General features: G+C 71.7%; 12 protein-coding genes. 10 read left to right on the top strand and 2 right to left on the bottom strand.

Annotation, left to right across the window (positions count from 1 at the left end; all coding sequences use genetic code 11):
* Window positions 1-107 precede the first annotated feature (107 nt).
* The 3 genes from ACY34M_RS35095 (at window position 108) to ACY34M_RS35105 (ending at window position 5,190) form a co-directional block, all read left to right on the top strand.
* The gene (locus ACY34M_RS35095) at window positions 108-1,550 is read left to right on the top strand and encodes a Na+/H+ antiporter NhaC family protein (protein WP_462716751.1); all 1,443 of its coding nucleotides are present in this window, start codon (window positions 108-110) and stop codon (window positions 1,548-1,550) included.
* Window positions 1,551-1,645: 95 nt separating this feature from the next.
* Window positions 1,646-3,253 carry an N-acyl-D-amino-acid deacylase family protein gene (locus ACY34M_RS35100; protein WP_462716752.1) on the top strand — a complete coding sequence of 536 codons (1,608 nt, stop codon included), beginning with the start codon at window positions 1,646-1,648 and terminating at the stop codon, window positions 3,251-3,253.
* Window positions 3,254-3,738: 485 nt separating this feature from the next.
* On the top strand, window positions 3,739-5,190 hold the full coding sequence (locus ACY34M_RS35105) for an alanine/glycine:cation symporter family protein (RefSeq protein WP_462716753.1): 1,452 nt from the start codon (window positions 3,739-3,741) through the stop codon (window positions 5,188-5,190).
* Between the two features lie 83 nt (window positions 5,191-5,273).
* Here the strand turns inward: ACY34M_RS35105 and ACY34M_RS35110 are convergent, their stop codons facing one another.
* On the bottom strand, window positions 5,274-5,960 hold the full coding sequence (locus ACY34M_RS35110; protein ID WP_462716754.1) for a GntR family transcriptional regulator: 687 nt from the start codon (window positions 5,958-5,960) through the stop codon (window positions 5,274-5,276).
* A gap of 322 nt (window positions 5,961-6,282) precedes the next feature.
* Between ACY34M_RS35110 and ACY34M_RS35115 the strand changes: the two genes are divergently transcribed.
* From ACY34M_RS35115 to ACY34M_RS35130, 4 genes are all read left to right on the top strand, one after another.
* Window positions 6,283-7,662 (top strand): flavin monoamine oxidase family protein, encoded by a 1,380-nt coding sequence (locus ACY34M_RS35115; protein ID WP_462716755.1) that lies wholly within the window; start codon window positions 6,283-6,285, stop codon window positions 7,660-7,662.
* A 38-nt stretch (window positions 7,663-7,700) separates the two neighbouring features.
* The gene (gene dapA, locus ACY34M_RS35120) at window positions 7,701-8,600 is read left to right on the top strand and encodes a 4-hydroxy-tetrahydrodipicolinate synthase (RefSeq protein ID WP_462716756.1); all 900 of its coding nucleotides are present in this window, start codon (window positions 7,701-7,703) and stop codon (window positions 8,598-8,600) included.
* A 29-nt stretch (window positions 8,601-8,629) separates the two neighbouring features.
* On the top strand, window positions 8,630-10,129 hold the full coding sequence (locus ACY34M_RS35125) for an aldehyde dehydrogenase family protein (RefSeq protein WP_462716757.1): 1,500 nt from the start codon (window positions 8,630-8,632) through the stop codon (window positions 10,127-10,129).
* Window positions 10,130-10,272: 143 nt separating this feature from the next.
* Entirely contained in the window at window positions 10,273-11,046 is a 774-nt protein-coding gene (locus ACY34M_RS35130) for a hypothetical protein (RefSeq protein ID WP_462716758.1), read from the top strand.
* A gap of 37 nt (window positions 11,047-11,083) precedes the next feature.
* On the opposite strand, the gene ACY34M_RS35135 is transcribed toward ACY34M_RS35130, so the two are convergent.
* Window positions 11,084-12,640, bottom strand: coding sequence for an amidohydrolase family protein (locus tag ACY34M_RS35135; protein WP_462716759.1), 1,557 nt, complete (start codon window positions 12,638-12,640; stop codon window positions 11,084-11,086).
* Between the two features lie 116 nt (window positions 12,641-12,756).
* Here ACY34M_RS35135 and ACY34M_RS35140 point away from each other — a divergent pair, with 116 nt between their 5' ends.
* From ACY34M_RS35140 to ACY34M_RS35150, 3 genes are all read left to right on the top strand, one after another.
* Window positions 12,757-14,835 (top strand): ATP-binding protein, encoded by a 2,079-nt coding sequence (locus ACY34M_RS35140; protein ID WP_462716760.1) that lies wholly within the window; start codon window positions 12,757-12,759, stop codon window positions 14,833-14,835.
* Between the two features lie 82 nt (window positions 14,836-14,917).
* Window positions 14,918-16,240 carry an SUKH-4 family immunity protein gene (locus ACY34M_RS35145; RefSeq protein ID WP_462716761.1) on the top strand — a complete coding sequence of 441 codons (1,323 nt, stop codon included), beginning with the start codon at window positions 14,918-14,920 and terminating at the stop codon, window positions 16,238-16,240.
* Window positions 16,241-16,259: 19 nt separating this feature from the next.
* Window positions 16,260-16,562, top strand: coding sequence for a DUF6406 domain-containing protein (locus tag ACY34M_RS35150; protein WP_462716762.1), 303 nt, complete (start codon window positions 16,260-16,262; stop codon window positions 16,560-16,562).
* Window positions 16,563-16,584: the final 22 nt, after the last annotated feature.

Raw genomic sequence — 16,584 nt, forward strand, 5'->3', positions numbered from 1 at the left:
GCAGGCATCGGAGGGTCGTGCCACTGCCTTCCGTACCGCACGTCTCCCTGCCGCCGGCAGCGTCCCTTCCGTACCGCCACGCCGACACCCGCGTTCCGAGGACTCCCATGCCCGTGTCCGCCGCCAACGGCGCCCCCACCCCCACCGACGCCCCCGCACGCCCGGGCCCGCGCCGCCGCCTCGTCACCTCGGTGGCCGCGGGCATCGCGCTCGCGGGCAGCCTCGCCGTGGGACTGCTCACCCAAGGCCCGACCGTCTGGGGCCTGTTGCCGATCGCGCTGTACGCCGTGCTCGCCCTCACGGGCACCGATCTCGTCCTCGTCACCGCTCTCGCGCTGGTCGCCTCGGTCCTCGTCGCACTGCCGACGCCCGGCGACGCGGGCCACGTCCTCGCCACGTCGGTGACCGATCCGGTCACCGTCATCGGCGTGATCATCGTGTTCGGTTCCGCGGTCGGTGAGGTGCTGCGGGTCACGGGCGTCGCCGACGCCCTTGTGCGCGGCATCATGCGGATCGCCGAAGGCCGCGGCACCACCGTCCTCATGTACGGCATGATGCTCTCCTGCCTGGTGCTGGTCGCCGCGCTCGGCACGCTCGCCGGAGCCCTCGCGATCGCCGCGCCGCTGCTCGTCCCCATCGCCGCGAGCGCCGGGTTCACCCGGTCCGCCACGGCCGCGACGATGTTCCTCGGCGGGTGTGCGGGCCTCGCCCTCGCCCCGTTCGCCGGCTCGAACATCGCCATCATGAACACCGCGGACGCCGACTACCCGACGTATGTCACGGTGGGCGCGGGCCCCTTGGCGCTGCTCTCCCTCGCGCTCGCGGCGGTGGTCGTGCCATGGGTGCAGCGCCGCAGCGCGGCCCGCGACGACTTCTACCGCCGCGACGAGATCACGGAGCAGGACGCGAGCGCGGACGCCCGCCCCACGGCCCGTGCCCGGCGGGCGACATGGGCCTTCGCCCTGACCCTCGCCGCCACGGTCCTCTACGCCACCGCCACCAAGGCCGGTACCGCCTTCCCGCTCGTCGCGCTGCCCCTCATGGCGCTGGTGACGGTGGCGGCGGCAGGGCTTGCGCCACGGCGCGCGGGCCGGGCCCTGCTGGCCGGGGCGCGCCGCATGCTGCCGATGCTGGCGCTGTTCTGGATGCTGGCCGCCCTGTTCGGCTTCATCGACCTGCTCAAGCCGTACGACGTCGTCCTCGACACCTTCGGTCCGCAGCTGTCCCACATGACGGCCCTGCCCTTCGCCCTCGCGGTCGCGGCCCTCGGCTGGGTCGGCGTGCCCGGCGCCACGGCCGCCCAGGTCATCCTGATCGGCGAGGTGTTCGGGCCGCTCGGCGCCCAGCTCGGCATCGGCCCCGCCGCCTGGGTCATCGTCCTGCTGTGGGCCTCCAAGGCGGACACGTACGGACCGCTGCCCAACGCCAACATGGTCGGCGCCATGGGCCTGGCCCGCGCCGACCGCCTGCCCTACCTCCTCGGCACCGGCTGGGCGCTGCTCGTCCCGGCGTGTGCGCTGTACACGGTGCTCCTGGCGCTGATCCTCTGAGACACCGCCCGTGATTGAGACACCACCCGCGACTGAGACACCGCCCGCGACGCTCTCCCGCCCTCCTGGACCGAACCACCGAAAGCGAGCCCGACATGCCCGAGCAGACCCCCGCGTACGACGTCCTGATCACCGGCGGCACGGTGCTCGACGGCACGGGCGCGGCCCCGCGCCGCGCGGACGTCGCCGTGCGCGGGGACCGCGTCGTCCACGTGGGGGAGCCGGACACGACGGCGACCGCGGCGACGGTGCTCGACGCGACCGGGCTCACCGTCGCCCCCGGCTTCATCGACCTGCACTCCCACGCGGACTTCTCCGTCCTTGCCATGCCCGGCGCCGAGGCCTGTCTGCGGCAGGGCGTGACGACCGTCGTCACCGGCAACTGCGGCCTGTCGCCCTTCCCGCAGGCGCCCGACACGGAGGCGACGCAGGGCGACCCGGCGGGGCCCGGCACGCTCGCCGGGGCCCAGTGGCGCGACCTCGACGCCTTCGCCGCCGCCGTGGACGCGGCCCGCCCGGCGCTCAACATCGCCCCGCTGGTCGGCCACGGCGCCCTGCGCACCGCCGTGCTGGGCGCCGACCGCACACCGGCCGGTACGGCCGAACTCGACGCCATGCGTGTCCTGTTGGCGACGGCCGCCGCACAGGGCGCATTCGGCCTGTCCACCGGCTTGATCTACGCCCCCGGTTCCTTCGCGGGCACCGACGAGATCGTGGCACTCGCCCGCGAGGCACGGTCCCACGACCTGCTCTACGCCACGCACATGCGCGACGAAGGAGACCGCCTGGTCGAGGCCGTACAGGAAGCGCTCGACGTGGCGACCGCGTCCGAAGTGCGCCTGCAGATCTCGCACTTGAAGGCGATGGGGCCCGCCAACCACGGCAAGGTGGACACGGTCCTCACGATGATGGAGGCAGCGGCGCGCGCCGGCCTGGACGTGGCCTGCGACGTGTACCCGTACACCGCGTCCTCCACCCGCCTGACCTCGCGGCTGCCGGACTGGGCCATGGACGGTGGGACCGCCGCGCTCCTGGAGCGCCTCGCCGACCCCGACACCCGCGAGCGGATCCTCACCGACCTCCGCCCCGCCGTGGGACGCACCTTCCTGCCCGAAGGTGTCGTCCTCGCCATGCTGGGCCCGGGCCGCTACAGCGAACGGATCGGCGACAGCATCGCCGACATCGCCCGCGACGAGAACACCGAACCGGCCGCCGCCGTCCTGGACGTCCTCGCCGCCCACCAGGGCGAGGTCATGATCGTGAACCACGCGATGGCGGAGGCCGACGTCGACACGGTGCTCCGCCACCCCGCGAGCGCCGTCGCCAGCGACGGCTGGGTCCTGCACGCGCCGGGCGACGGTCACCCCCACCCCCGCAACTTCGGCACCTTCGCCCGCGTCATCGGCCGCTACGTCCGCGAGCACCGGATCCTCGAACTCGCCGACGCCGTCCGCAAGATGACCGCCCTGCCCGCGTCCCGGTTGCCCCTGCCCGACCGCGGCACCCTGGCCCCCGGCCAGATCGCCGACCTCGTCGTCCTGGACCCGTCCGCCGTCACCGACCACGCGACCTTCGCCGACCCGTGGCAGTACGCGACCGGCGTCCGCGATGTCCTGGTGGCGGGGGAGTGCGTGCTGCGCGACGGTGAGGCGACGGGAGCGAGGCCGGGACGGACGCTGCGCAGGGTCGCCGCACCCGAGTGAGGCGTCCGGTGACTCGTCAGCCGTGCAGCGCCCGGTACGCCGCGATCGCCCCGGCCACGTCGCCGTCCAGGCCGGGGCGGCACAGCAGGAGGTTGGACACGCCGAGGGTGGCGACACCGCCGTTGTTCAAGAGGTGACCGGCTCTTTCCTCGATGTCGGTGTTGGGGTGTTCGAGGCCCTCGACGAAGCGTAAGTGGTGGTGCTGCGCGTGAAGTGCCGGGCCATGCAGGCCGGTTGAGGGTGCGCGGGGTTTCTTGAGGTGTGTCGGTGGGGGCTCCGCCGGGACCGTCCGCAGGAGTCCGTCTCAGGGACGGGTGTCAACGGGTGTCGGTACTGAGGGGCTCATGCGCGGCTCGGCGACCCCCGGTCGACCGGAACATTAATCTGTGATCACAGATCACACAAGGGTTTCCGTCGGCGGGCTCGCCGCGTAGAGTTCCGCCGTCGTCCAGGGACGGGTGTCACCGAGCCACTGGAGACCGCACATGGAAATGCTGACCACGATCAGCGGGTGGATCTGGAATCCACTGGCCTATGTCGCCCTGGGAATCGGCGTGCTGTTCACGCTGCTCACCAAGGGCGTCCAGTTCCGCCGCTTCCCCGACATGCTCCGGCACCTGCGATCCGGCGAGGCGGGCGAGGGCGGCCTGTCCTCGCTGCAGACGCTCGCGCTGTCCCTGTCCAGCCGGATCGGCGTCGGGAGCATCGCGGGCGTCGCCACCGCCGTCGCCGCCGGCGGCCCCGGCGCCCTCGTATGGATGGTGATCACCGCGCTGCTCGGTGCCACCTGCGCGTACGCCGAGTCCGTCCTGGCCCAGGTCTACAAGCGCCGCGAGCACGGCGAGGACCGCGGTGGCATGCCGTACTACATCAAGTACGGACTCAAGGCCCCCTGGCTCGCCACGGTCGTCGCCGTGGCGACCCTGATCGGGTACGGCTTCGTCTTCCCCGGCGTCCAGGCCAACAACATCGCCTCCAGCGCCAAGCTGGCCTTCGGCGTCGACGGCCCGGTGGTGGGCGTGATCCTCGCCGTCGTCCTCGGCTTCGTCGTCCTGGGCGGCACGCGCCGCATCGTGAAGGTCGTCGAACGGATCGTCCCGTTCCTCGCGGTGGGCTACGTCCTCAGCGCACTCGTGATCATCGCCCTGAACATCACGAAGGTGCCGCACGCGGTGGTGCTCATCGTCTCCAGCGCCGTGGGTAAGGACCAGGTGTTCGGCGGCATCGTCGGCTACGCGGTGGCCTGGGGCGTGCGCCGGGCCGTGTTCGCCTCGGCGACCGGCCTCGGCGAGGGCACCTTCGCGGCCGCCGCGGCCACCACCACGCACCCCGGCAAGCAGGGCATCATCCAGGCCTTCAGCATCTACATCGACATCCTGCTGATCTGTACGGCGAGCGGGCTGCTCCTCGTCGTCACCGGCGCGTACAACGTGACCGACCCGGCGGGCGGATTCCTCGTCGAGAACGTCCCCGGCGCCGTCGCGGGCCCCAACTTCATGCAGGAGGCCATCGACACCAGCCTGCCGGGATGGGGCGCGGTCTTCGTGGCGATCGCGGTCGCCCTGTTCGCGTTCACCTCGATGGTGTTCTTCTTCTACGTCGCCCAGACCAACCTCGTCTTCCTGCTCGGCGACCGCCGGAGCAAGGCGCTGGACGCGCTGGTCAAGGTCGGCACCGTGGCCATCGCGTTCATCGGCACCGCGGTCACGGCCGACGCCATGTGGGCGGCCGGTGACATCGGCTACGGCATCCTCGGCTGGCTCAACATGGGGTGCGTACTCCTGCTGACTCCCGTCGTACGCAAGGTGATCCGCGATTACGACCGGCAGCGCGCGGACGGCCTCGACCCGCACTTCGATCCGGGTCCGCTCGGCATCGAGGGGGCCGAATACTGGCAGACGCAGAAGGAGACCGCGAAAGAACCGGAGAACGTCTGAAGCGGGCTCCGGGGGGAGGGGGCTTGGGTGCGGCGCAGGCCTGTGCTTCAGGCGCGCGCCACCCAATGTCCCCCGAGTCGTGCCTACTTGTCCGTCTTCTGCTCCCTGAGCTGCGCCTTGATCCGGTCTATGGCACTCGCCAGGGACTCGCGCGTGACGGCGGCCGCCGCCTCGGCATCACCCGACTCGACGGTGTCCACCAGGCGTTCCTGGTGGCGCCAGAGCGCGTCGTCCTCCGGCTTGTTGAGGGCCGAGCGGGCGCCCACGGTCTTGTAGGCCCGGCACTGCGCCCACAGTGAGCGCACCGTGTCGACCAGGACCGGGTTCCCCGACGCCTCGTACAGGATGCCGAGCACGGTCTCGTCGCGGTCGAGGTAATCCATCACCCCGCCGTCCGCGATGGCCTGCCGCATGCTCAGCAGGCCCTCGCGCATCGCGGCGACGCCCGCCTTGTCGATGTGCCGGGCGCCGAGCCGCGTGGCCTCGACCTCCAGCAGGAGCCGTACGTCGTAGGCGTGCACCAGCTCGGCGAGGTCCAGGCCCTTCACCACGGAACCCCGGTGCGGGGCACGCTCGGCGAAGCCGGCCTCCTCCAGGCGGCGGATCGCCTCGCGTACGGGCATCTCGCTCGTGCCCACCAGTGCCGCGAGGTCGCGGATCCGCAACCGGTAACCGACCGGGAACTCTCCGCTCATGATCGACTCGTGCAGCACCGCGTAGACGCGGTCGGCCATCGAGGCGGCCGGTTCCAGGCGTTTCGAGGTATCCACGTGCGCATCCTAAGCAGCCGGCCGGCGGGCCATCCGGGGGTTGCCCGGCTTGGGCGGACCCCTCGAAGGCCGCTGTTCGAGGGCCGCGGTGTGATTTTTGATCAAACTCTAGTAGCGCGGGTGCGACCTCTCGTGCGGCACCCCCGTTGATGCGACCGCGACGCGCGAAATCCGTCACGCGAAACCCATTGTGTGATCTGTGATCACATCCTAGTGTTGCCGCCAGATCGCCACGCGGCCCCTCCGTTCGCGTGCGTCCCCATCGGCATTCCCAACCCATCCGGCAGCCGCTTCGGCCTGCCGTAGAGCAGGGGGCACTCCCATGAAAGACGTCGTCATCGTCGGCGGTGGCATCGCCGGGCTCTCCGCCGCCTGGCGGCTGCGCCACCTCGACACGCTGGTCCTCGAATCGGACCACCGCGTCGGCGGCCGCATCCGCTCCGAGAAGCGCGGTCGCTACTTCCTGAACTGGGGAGGCCACGTCTATGCGGGCGGCGACTCTGCCACCTCGTGGCTGCTCGACAGCACCGGCGTCGACGCCGTCCCCGTCCCCGGCTCGCTGTCCGGCCTGCACATGAACGGCAAGCTGCTGCTCAAGGGCCGGGTGGAGACGTACCCCTTCCGCATCCCGATGTCGCTGTCCGCCCGAATCGGCATGCTCACCACCGGCGCCAAGGTCTTCACGCGCGTCGGCAAGTACGCCCGGATCGTCGGCCGACGCAAGGGCGAGAGCGAGGCCCAACGCCAGCAGCGGGTCTACGACTTCATGAACGACATCAGCTTCAAGGAGTTCATCGGCGACATCCCCGCCGACGCGCAGGCTCTCTTCGAGCCGACCGTCACCCGCTCCGCCGGTGACATCGACCAGATCTCGGCCGGGGCCGGGGTCGGCTACTTCAGCCTCGTGTGGAACATCGGCGCCGGACTGTCCAACTCCATCGTCGGCGGCCCGTCCACCCTCACCGAGACCATCGCCGCGGCGCTCGGCGAGCGCGTGCAGCTCGGCGCGGCCGTGCACGAAGTGGTGCAGAAGAAGGACTCCGTCGTCGTCCGCTACGAGAGGGACGGCCTCGAGTTCGAGGTCGAGGCACGCACCGCCGTGCTCGCCACCCCGGCCCCCGTCACCCACCGCATCGCCCCGGACCTCGACACGGACCTGCGCGACGCCCTCTCGCGGATCCAGTACGGGCCGTACGTCAGCGCCGCGTTCCTCACGAACGAGACCGGACCGCGTGCCTGGGACAACGCCTACGGCATCGCGACACCCAAGCGGTCCTTCAACGTCGTGCTCAACATGTCCAACATCCAGCACGGCTACAGCCGCGAGCGGCACCCCGGCTCCTCGCTCATGACGTTCTCGCCGGGCACCCTCGCCCGGGGGCTCATGGACCAGGACGACGAGGGCATCCGGAACACGTACCTCGAAGACCTCGACCAGGTGCTGCCGGGTGTCGCGTCGGACGTCACCGAGTCGCACGTCTGGCGGCTCCCGCTGGGTGCCCCCTACTGCTTCCCCGGCCGCGGCAGGCTCCAGCCCGTCCTCACCCGCCGCACCGGCCGTGTCTTCCTCGCCGGCGACTACCTGGGCTCGCTCTACACCGAGACCGCCATCCAGTCCGGCCTCAACGCCGCCACCGACGCACGCGGACTGCTCGCCACCGACCGGCAGACCGCCCGCGCGCACCTCGTCACCGCTTCCTGAACGCCGCACACCCCGACCAGCCAGGAGAACGAGCCACCATGACCATGCCTCTGCACAACGGCATCCTGACCGCCCTCGCCACCCCGTACGACGAGGCAGGTGACATCGACGAGAAGCTGCTCCGCGTCATCGTCGACCGCTCGATCGACGGTGGTGTGTCCGGTGTCGTCGCGGGCGGCTCCACCGGAGAGTTCGCCACCATGACCGGCGACGAGCGCCGCCTGCTCGTCGAGACCGTCGTCGACCAGGCCGCGGGCCGCGTGCCCGTCATCGCCCAGACCGGCGCCGTCGCCACCCGCGAGGCCGTCGCGCTCACGCGGCACGCCGAGCAGACGGGCGCCGACGTGGTGATGGTCGTCGCTCCTTACTACGAGACGCTCACGATGGACGAGACACTGCGCTACCTGCGCACCGTCGCCGACTCCGTCTCCATCCCGGTCATGCTCTACAACATCCCGGACGCGACCGGCGTGAACCTCGACCCCGACACCGTCGGCGCGCTCGCCCGCGAGGTGGAGAACGTCAAGTACATCAAGGACACCAGCGCCGACATGGCCCAGGCCGGCCAGCTCATCCACCGCCACGGTGACGTCATCGACACCTTCCTCGGCTGGGACAGCCTGCTGCTCGCCTCGGTCGCCGAGGGCGCCGCCGGTGTCATGGCGGGCTCCGCCAACGTGATGGCCGCCGACCTCGTCGCCGTCCACCAGGCGCTCACCGCGGGCGACTTGGAGCTCGCCCGCACCCGCTGGAACCGCATCTTCCCGCTCATGGACACCCTCATGACCGGCGGCCCGTTCATCCAGGGTGTGCGCGCCGCGATGGAGGAGATCGGCCTGCCCGTCGGCGCCCCGCGCGAGCCGCTGCTGCCGGTCGAGGACGCCCACCGCGAGCGCATCCGCGCCGCGCTCGCCGACCTGCCGCACCTGACCGTCTGAGACAGACCGCGACCCGAGGGAGCCACGACATGACGTTCACCGTCCACCGCCCCGCAGCCGGCACCGCACCCCTGATCGGCGCGGACGAACTGCCCCCGCTCGGCCACTTCATCGACGGCACGTTCGTCGAGAGCGGCCCCGAGGCGACCGACGTCCTCGACCCGGCCACCGAGGAGCTGCTCGCCCGCGTCCCGCTCGGCACCGTCGAGGAAACCGACCGGGCCGTGACCGCAGCCCGCGCCGCCCACCCGGCCTGGGCCGCCATCACCCCCAAGGAGCGGGCCGGCCTCCTCCTGGCGATCGCCGACCGGGTCGAGGCCAACGCCGACCTCCTCGTACGCCTGGAATCCGCCGACACCGGCAAGCCGTTCGCGGTCTCCCGCGACGACATCGGAATGACCGCCGACGGCTTCCGCTTCATGGCGGGCGCCCTGCGCACCACCGGGAGCAGCCTGGCGCCCGGCGAGTACGTCGCCGACCACACCTCGCTGATGCTGCGCGAACCGCTCGGTGTCATCGGCGCGGTGACTCCGTGGAACTACCCGCTCCTGATGGGCGCCTGGAAGATCGCGCCGATCCTGGCGGCCGGGAACTGCCTGGTCCTCAAGCCCTCCGAGCAGACCCCGCTGTCCACGCTGAAGTTCGCCGAGCTGGTCGCCGACCTGCTGCCGGCCGGTGTCCTCAACGTCGTCACGGGCCGTGGCCCGGTCGTCGGCGACCGGCTCGCGCGCCACCCCGACATCGCGATGATCGCGCTGACCGGTTCGACCGGCAGCGGGCAGGCCGTCGCCCGAGCTGCCGCCGACACGGTGAAGCGCGCCCACCTCGAACTGGGCGGCAAGGCCCCGTTCGTCGTCTTCGAGGACGCCGACGTCAAGGCGGCCGCGGAATGCCTGCGCACGGCCGGGTTCTGGAACTCCGGACAGGAGTGCGGCGCCGCCTGCCGGGTCCTCGTCCACGCCTCCGTGGCCGAGGAGTTCACCGCGCACCTCGTGCGCGAGATCGAGCAGATCACGGTCGGCGACCCGCGCGCGGACGAGGCGATCGAGCTCGGCCCGCTGGTCTCCAGGCCGCACTACGACCGGGTGCGCGGCTACATCGGCCGAGCCGTCGCCCGCGGCGCGCGTGCGGTGGTCGGGGGCACAGCCCTTGAGGAGGACGAGCCGGGCTACTTCGTCGCCCCGACCGTCCTGGTCGACGTCGCCGAGGGCGCCGAGATCACCCGCGAGGAGGTCTTCGGCCCCGTCGTCAGCATCGAGACCTTCACCGACGAGGAGGAGGCCGTCCGCCGCGCCAACGACAACCACGTCGGCCTCGGCGCCTCCGTGTGGACCGAGAGCGCGCGCCGCAGCCACGCCGTCGCCGCCCGCATCGACGCCGGCACGGTCTGGGTCAACTCCCACCTGGTGCTCGCCAACGAGCTCCCGTGGGGCGGCTTCAAGGGCTCCGGCTACGGCCGCGACCTCTCCGTGTACGCCCTGGAGGACTACTCGCGCACCAAGCACGTCATGCACCACCACGGGCGCTGAGGCCCACGATGACGGCCCACGCCGTCGCCGTGCGGTGTGTGTCACCCCCGCTACGAGGTGTCACCACGCCCACTGATTGAATGGCTCATGTCATTGAAGGAAACCCCGCTCGCACGGGGACCAACGGGGAACTACGGGGAATCATGAAGAACACGCACGTCCTGTCCGTCCGCCGCGCCGCCACCGGGGTCGTCTGCGCCGCCGCCCTGCTGTCGCTGACCGCCTGCAACAGCGGTTCGGACAAGGCCGACGACAGCAAGTCGTCGACGGCCGCCGCCGACAAGCCGGCACAGGAGGACGCCAAGCCGAACGGCGCCGAGAAGCTCTCCGCCGTCGAACTGCGCACCAAGGGCACCGAGACGAAGGCCGCGGCGGGTTCGGTCCGCGAGGTCATGTCGCGCTCCGACGCCTCGTCCGACCTCCGCCTCTCCGCCACGGAGTGCACCGGCACGGTCGACCTCAAGGACATGGGCTCGTTCGAGGTCATCCGCAAGGGCGACGACGTCTGGGGCAAGATCGACTCCACGTTCTCCACCTGGGCCAAGAAGAACGGCGCCGGCACCATCAAGGCCGACCAGTGGATGCACGGCTCGCCGACCGCCAAGCTCACGAAGGTGTTCGCGAGCTACTGCCACGGCGAGCAGTTCGGCAAGCCGGAGAAGAACTCCCTCAAGCTCACGAAGGGCTCCGACACCAAGATCGCGGGTCAGCCCGCCGCCACGGTCGTCGCCAAGGGCTCGGACCCGAACAAGCAGGCCACGTTCAGCGTCGCCACCACGGGCAAGCCCTACCTGCTCCAGCAGAAGAGCCCGTACAGCAACGGCACCGGCACGCAGACCATCACGTGGTCCGAGTTCGGCACGACCGTGGGCGCGAAGGCCCCGACCGGCAAGATCGTGGACGCGCCGAACATCTGAGTCCCGGCTGCACCTAGGGCACGGCGTTCCGCGTGAGTCAGCGCGGCTCGCCGCGCAGCGGGCGTCCGGGAAGCGCATCGGTCCGCAGCGCGCCGTCCGAGACGACCGGCACCCCCGCCACGTACAGATGCCGCACACCCCGAGAGGGGCGTGTGGGATCCGCGTAGGTGGCGGTGTCGGTCACCGCGGCCGGATCCAGGACCACGAGGTCGGCGTCGGCACCGACACCCAGGCGGCCCTTGCCGCGGGCTGCGGGCGCCATGTCGTCGAGGATGCGCGCCGGCAGGAACGAACAGCGGCGGAAGGCCTCCAGCCAGGTCCAGGCACCGCTTTCCCGCACCATCAGGCGCAGCGTCTTGGCGAACGTCCCGGCGGTACGCGGGTGGGTGGTGCCGCCTGCCGGCAGGGGCCACCGAGTGGTGTCGTGGCTGCCGTCCGGCCAGAAGACCGGCATCGCGTCACTGGCGACCACGGCGTCGGGGAAGGCGAGCGCCTGCCGCAACAGCCCCAGGTCGCGCGGGTTCTCCTCGTCGAGGAACTCCAGGAGACAGGGCGCGCCGGGATCCCGGTCCCGCAACTGCTCGAGCCTGGCCGCGTCCGCGATCCGCTCCCCGGTCTCCACCATGATGACGCTGCTGGGACCCAGCCCCTTCAGCCGCAGCCGCTCGGGGGCGATGAAGGCCGCGCCCACGGCCGTGCTGCCCGCCCCGTACGGATAGGCCTCCACCGTCACGCGAGACCCCGCCTGCCGTGACTCCTCAAGGGTGTTGAGGACCCGGTCGACGTGCTGCCCCGAGGTGCTGTTGACGTGGCAGTGGTGCATCGCCGCACCGGTCTCGGCCGCCGCGGTCGCGATCTCGGTGGAGCCGTCGACGGGGATGTCCGGATCCATTTCGACCAGTTCCCGTACGTGCGTGAACGTGGGCACGCCCGCCTTCGCGGCGAGCCGGGCGACGGCCAGGAATTCGGCGGGGTCGGTGGTGGGTGCGTAGCCCATCAGGACACCGATCCCGAGTGCGCCCGCGGCCAGTTCGTCCTCCAGCAGGGACAGCCAGGCCCCCAACTCGCGCGGGGACGAGGAGCGTTGCCAGCGCGGGTTGCCCAGTACGGCCAGGCTCGACGTGATCAGGGCATCGGGGGAGATGTCGGCGAGGACCTGTGCCCGCGCGCCGCCCCACGAGGCGGAGAAGCCGAAGTGGAGCGGTCGGCCCGCGGCCGCGGCCTCGGCGTAGGCCCGCTCGACCGGCATCAGCCCGGCCTCCAGGTCGAGCGCCGTGGTCACACCGTCCATCGCCTGCAACCGGTGCCCGGCGATGGAGTGGACGTGGCTGTGCAGGTCCACGAAGCCGGGGCCCACGACGAGTACGGTGACATCGACCGGCTCCGCGTCCGGCGGCGGTGTGATGCCGGGGCCGAGGGCCGCCACCTTCCCGTCCGCCACGAGCACGTCGGCCGTCCCGTCGAACCCGCTGTCCGGATCGATGACGCGACCGCCCCGCAACAGTGTCTGCATGCTCTGCTCCTTCTGCCTGCGTACTCGCCACTCGTCTTCTGTTGAACGTCTACCGGTCCCTGACCCTAGAAGAGTTGCCACACCTGGGTAACAAGCGGCGGTCGGGACGCGATGCGCCGCGTGCGACGCGCCTAGGATGAGGACCGTACGGTCAACACGACGTGACGGTGTCGGACGGACATGACAACGGGGAGACAATGACCAGCCCGACGCAGGCCCCAGAACAGACCAGGACCTATGAGCCCCACCCCTATATAGGTGGGCGCAACGCCGCGCTGCGCGCGCTCGCCGCGTGGCGGATGGAGTGGCCAGGCGCCCCTCGGGTCGTCATCCTGACCGGAAGCCCGGGCACCGGCTGCTCGCGGCTGCTCACGGGGTTCCTGATGCTCTGCGACCCGGAGTACCGCGCAGGACTCGACCTCGACGCGTTCGATCCGGCGACCGTGCCCCCGGACCTGCCCGCGCCCGCGGTGCCGACCGTCGCCGGGCTGACGGCGGCGCAGACCCTGTGGCTGCTCGCCGACCACTACGGCTTGGCCGCGACCCGCACCGCTGACATCTTCCCCGAATTGGGCCAACGTGCCGCGTCCGGGCGGCCGGTGACCATCGTGGTGCCGGACGTCGATCGGGCCGGCCCCGTGCGGGGGACGGGTGAGCCCGCGCGCCTGGTGCGGGACGTGCTCAAGCCCCTCGCCGCCGTCGAGCCCGTACGTCTTCTCGCCGAGGTGCCACGGGAGTTCGCCGCCGAGCTCGCCGAGGGCCTGCCGCCCGGCGCGGCCCGGATCATCGACCTCGACGCCCCCGAGTGGGCCGACCCCGAAGGGCTCGTGCTTCAGGCCGAGGCCCTGCTCAACCCCCAATTCGGCGCTCCGGAGCTGCCGTTCACGACCGACTCCGACGCACGGCGCGCGCTCGCCGAGGCAATCGCCCGGCAGGCCGGAGACGGCGCGGGCAGCCGACTGACCGTGCACCTCGCCGTAGAGTCGATCCTGATGCACCCGGAGGGGTTCGATCCGGCGGCCGATGCCGGTCAACTGCCCAGCAGCGTGGGCGAAGTGCTCGACCTGCACGCCCAGCGGCTCGGCGCCCACCCCCGCACCCTGCGGCAGATCCTCGCTCCTCTCGCCCTCGCCGAGGGCGACGGCCTGCCCGTGCACCTGCTGACCCCGCTCGCCTCCGCCGTCGCCGAGCGGGACATGAGCGAGGACATGGCGCACGGCATGCGCCTCGCCGCCCCCTTCATCCGCCCCGTCGAGCGGGACGGCGAAGACATACCCGAGAACGAGCGGACACTCGTGGGACTGCAGCACCCGGGCATCGGCGAGGCCGTCCGGGCAGGCATCGCCGATGTGCCGGGCGCCCAGGCACGTATCGCCATGGAATTGCTGCAGGCCGTCCCGGATCAGGACTGGGGGAAGGCGGGGGAGTACGTCCGCGACCGCATCGCGGGACACACCCTGCAGGCAGGGCTGCTGCCCCGGCTCCTCACCGACCCCAACCTGTTCGCCCACGCCGATCCGGTGTTGTTGCGCGCCGCGGTGGAGGCCCTGCCCTACGAGCAGTTGGACGCACCGGCGCGCACGTACCTGCGGACGGCCCCGCTGCTCACCCGCACGCAGGCGCCCGCCGTCCACCGGGCGGCGTTCCTGGACACCGCCTTCGTCGAGGACGGGCTGCCGGAGTACGCGGCGGTGCTGCGCCGCTCGGTGCCGGAGCTTCCCTGGCACACGCTGTGGAGCGTGCCGGTGGCCGGGGCCGAGGGTGTGACCGTCGGGAAGCTGTCCCCGTCCGGGGCCGTAGCCCCGTCGGACAGTGGCGAGGAGGCGTCGCTCACGGTCGCCGTGAGCATGGTGCCCCAAGGCACGCCGGGCTCACGCTCGTTGACGTCAGACGATCCCAAGGCGCCGGCCGTGCTGGTGCAGGACCTCGCCACCGGCTCCGTCGTCGATGCCGACCCGGCCCGGATCCAGCGCCCCTCGGAGGACGAGCGCGCCGCGACGCCGCTCGGGTTCAGCCGCGGCGCCGACTACGTACGCGTCTGGAGGCGCGGCGAGCGGAAGGGCGACGAGAAGATCGTCACGGCTCTGGTCTCCGCCACCCCCGTCACGGGAGCCGACCTCTCCGCCGACGGCGTCCTCCTCCTCGCCACGCAGAGCGGTGTGAAGGCGCTGCGGATCCGCCCGGTGCAGCCCGACAGGCCCGAGGTACCCGATCCGCGGGCAGCCGAGCCGGATCCCGCACGGGCCGCCGCCCCCGATGCCCACCCGGCCGCCTGACACCCGCCCGGCGCAGAACGTTAGCCTTACGGGCCCGAAGCCGCCCCCGGCCCCGTCCGCCCGAAGACTCGAAGGAGTTCCCGTGATCAGCCAGGAGCAGGCGCTCGCGACCGCCGAAGGGTGGCTCAACCCCGAGGGACAGCCGCGCCGTGAGGTGCGTGTCCAGGAGTTCGACCTGGGCTGGGTGGTGTGGGCCGCGGCCCCGCCGCTCGAGCGCGACCCGGTCACGGGCAAGCGCCGGCCACCGGCCACGATCGGCCACTCCTGCGGCGTGGTCGACCGCCGCACCGGCGAGCTGAGCACCTGGCCGTCCGTGCCGGTCGAGGAAGTCGTACGGATGTACCAGCAGAAGCACGGTGGCGGCCAGGAGACAACGGAGCCGCCCGCGCAGCAGCCGGTCACCGGCCCCGGCAACACGACGGTCCTCACCTACGTCGACCCGGCCACCGGCGAGGAGACGAGCCTCGTCCAGAACTCCGCCCCCGGTGAGCCGCCCTCCGAGTACCGGGCCGTGATGGAGATGGACCGGCTCGGCGTCCCCGCGGAGAACGTGGTCGCGGTCCACACCGACCTCAGCTCCAGCCGGCTCCCCGGTGGGTACCCGGGCCTGTTGATCGCCCGTTGCTACCCCCACGCGAAGATCTCCTGCACGCACGAGTACGGGCTGCGGGGCGAGGAGCGCGCCGAGGGGGTCGCCGGGCTGATCGAGCACGTCGAGCAGATGCACCGGATCGCCGGACAGCAGCCGCCGCCCCGCCCGCACCGGGCGCCGGTGCCGACGGACGTCGAGCCGGCCGAGCCGCTGCGCGACGTCGCCCTCGGCCGCGAGCTGACGGAAGCCTTCGGCGCCGAGGACGTACGGCGTTACGACGCCGACGACGTGGCGGGCGCCCCGCTCCCCGAGGCCACCAAGGCCACGCTGACCTGGGCCGGGCTTCCGGCCGACATGCCGCTCTTCTTCACGGCCGAAAAGCCGGATGCGGGGCTTCCGGGCGGACTGTTCGGCAACGCCGCCGCGCATCTGCGCGCGGTCGGCTCCCGGGCCGGCGCCGACGCCCTCGCGTTCCTGGAGGGCCACGTCAGGATCGGCACCGACGGGGGAAGCCTGATCACCGTCCAGTGCACGGGATCCGACCTGGAGGGCGAGCCGGTCGGCCAGGTCTGGGCCGTGACCTCCGAAAACGGTGCGGGCCGCCGCGTCAACGCCTCGGTGTCCGCCTTCGTCCGCTCCCTCGCGCTCCTGTACACCACGCGCGAGGAGATGATCGCGCTCGACCCGGTCATGGCGGGCAGCGCCGTCGCCGACCTCCAGGAGCAGCTCGTCGCCATCGACGCGTCGGCCCTGGACGACCCGCGGAACTGGTGGTCGGTGATCGTCGAGCAGATGTGGCACGGCCTGTTCTGATCCATCCGAAGGACGAGAAGTGAGCGGTCCCGACACGATCGGTCTCTGGCACGGGATTCAGCGAAGCACCGGGAAGGCGGACTTCGCGGTGATGGACATCTACAGGAAGCCCGACGCCACGCCCACGGTTCGCCTGTCCACGTCTACGTCCGCTTCCGCTTCCGCCTCCGCCTCCGCCTCCGAAGAACAGGATCACTTCCTCCACGTCGGTGACACCTTTCCCGTGGGTGACGAGACATGGCGGCTCGCCGAACTGACGGGCTGGCCGAGCGAGGACGACTGGGTCGTGGTGCTGCGCCGGGTCTCAGGGACTCCGACTTGAATGCACGTACGCGTAGAGGATC

The sequence above is a fragment of the Streptomyces sp. EDA2-14 genome (assembly GCF_054963755.1).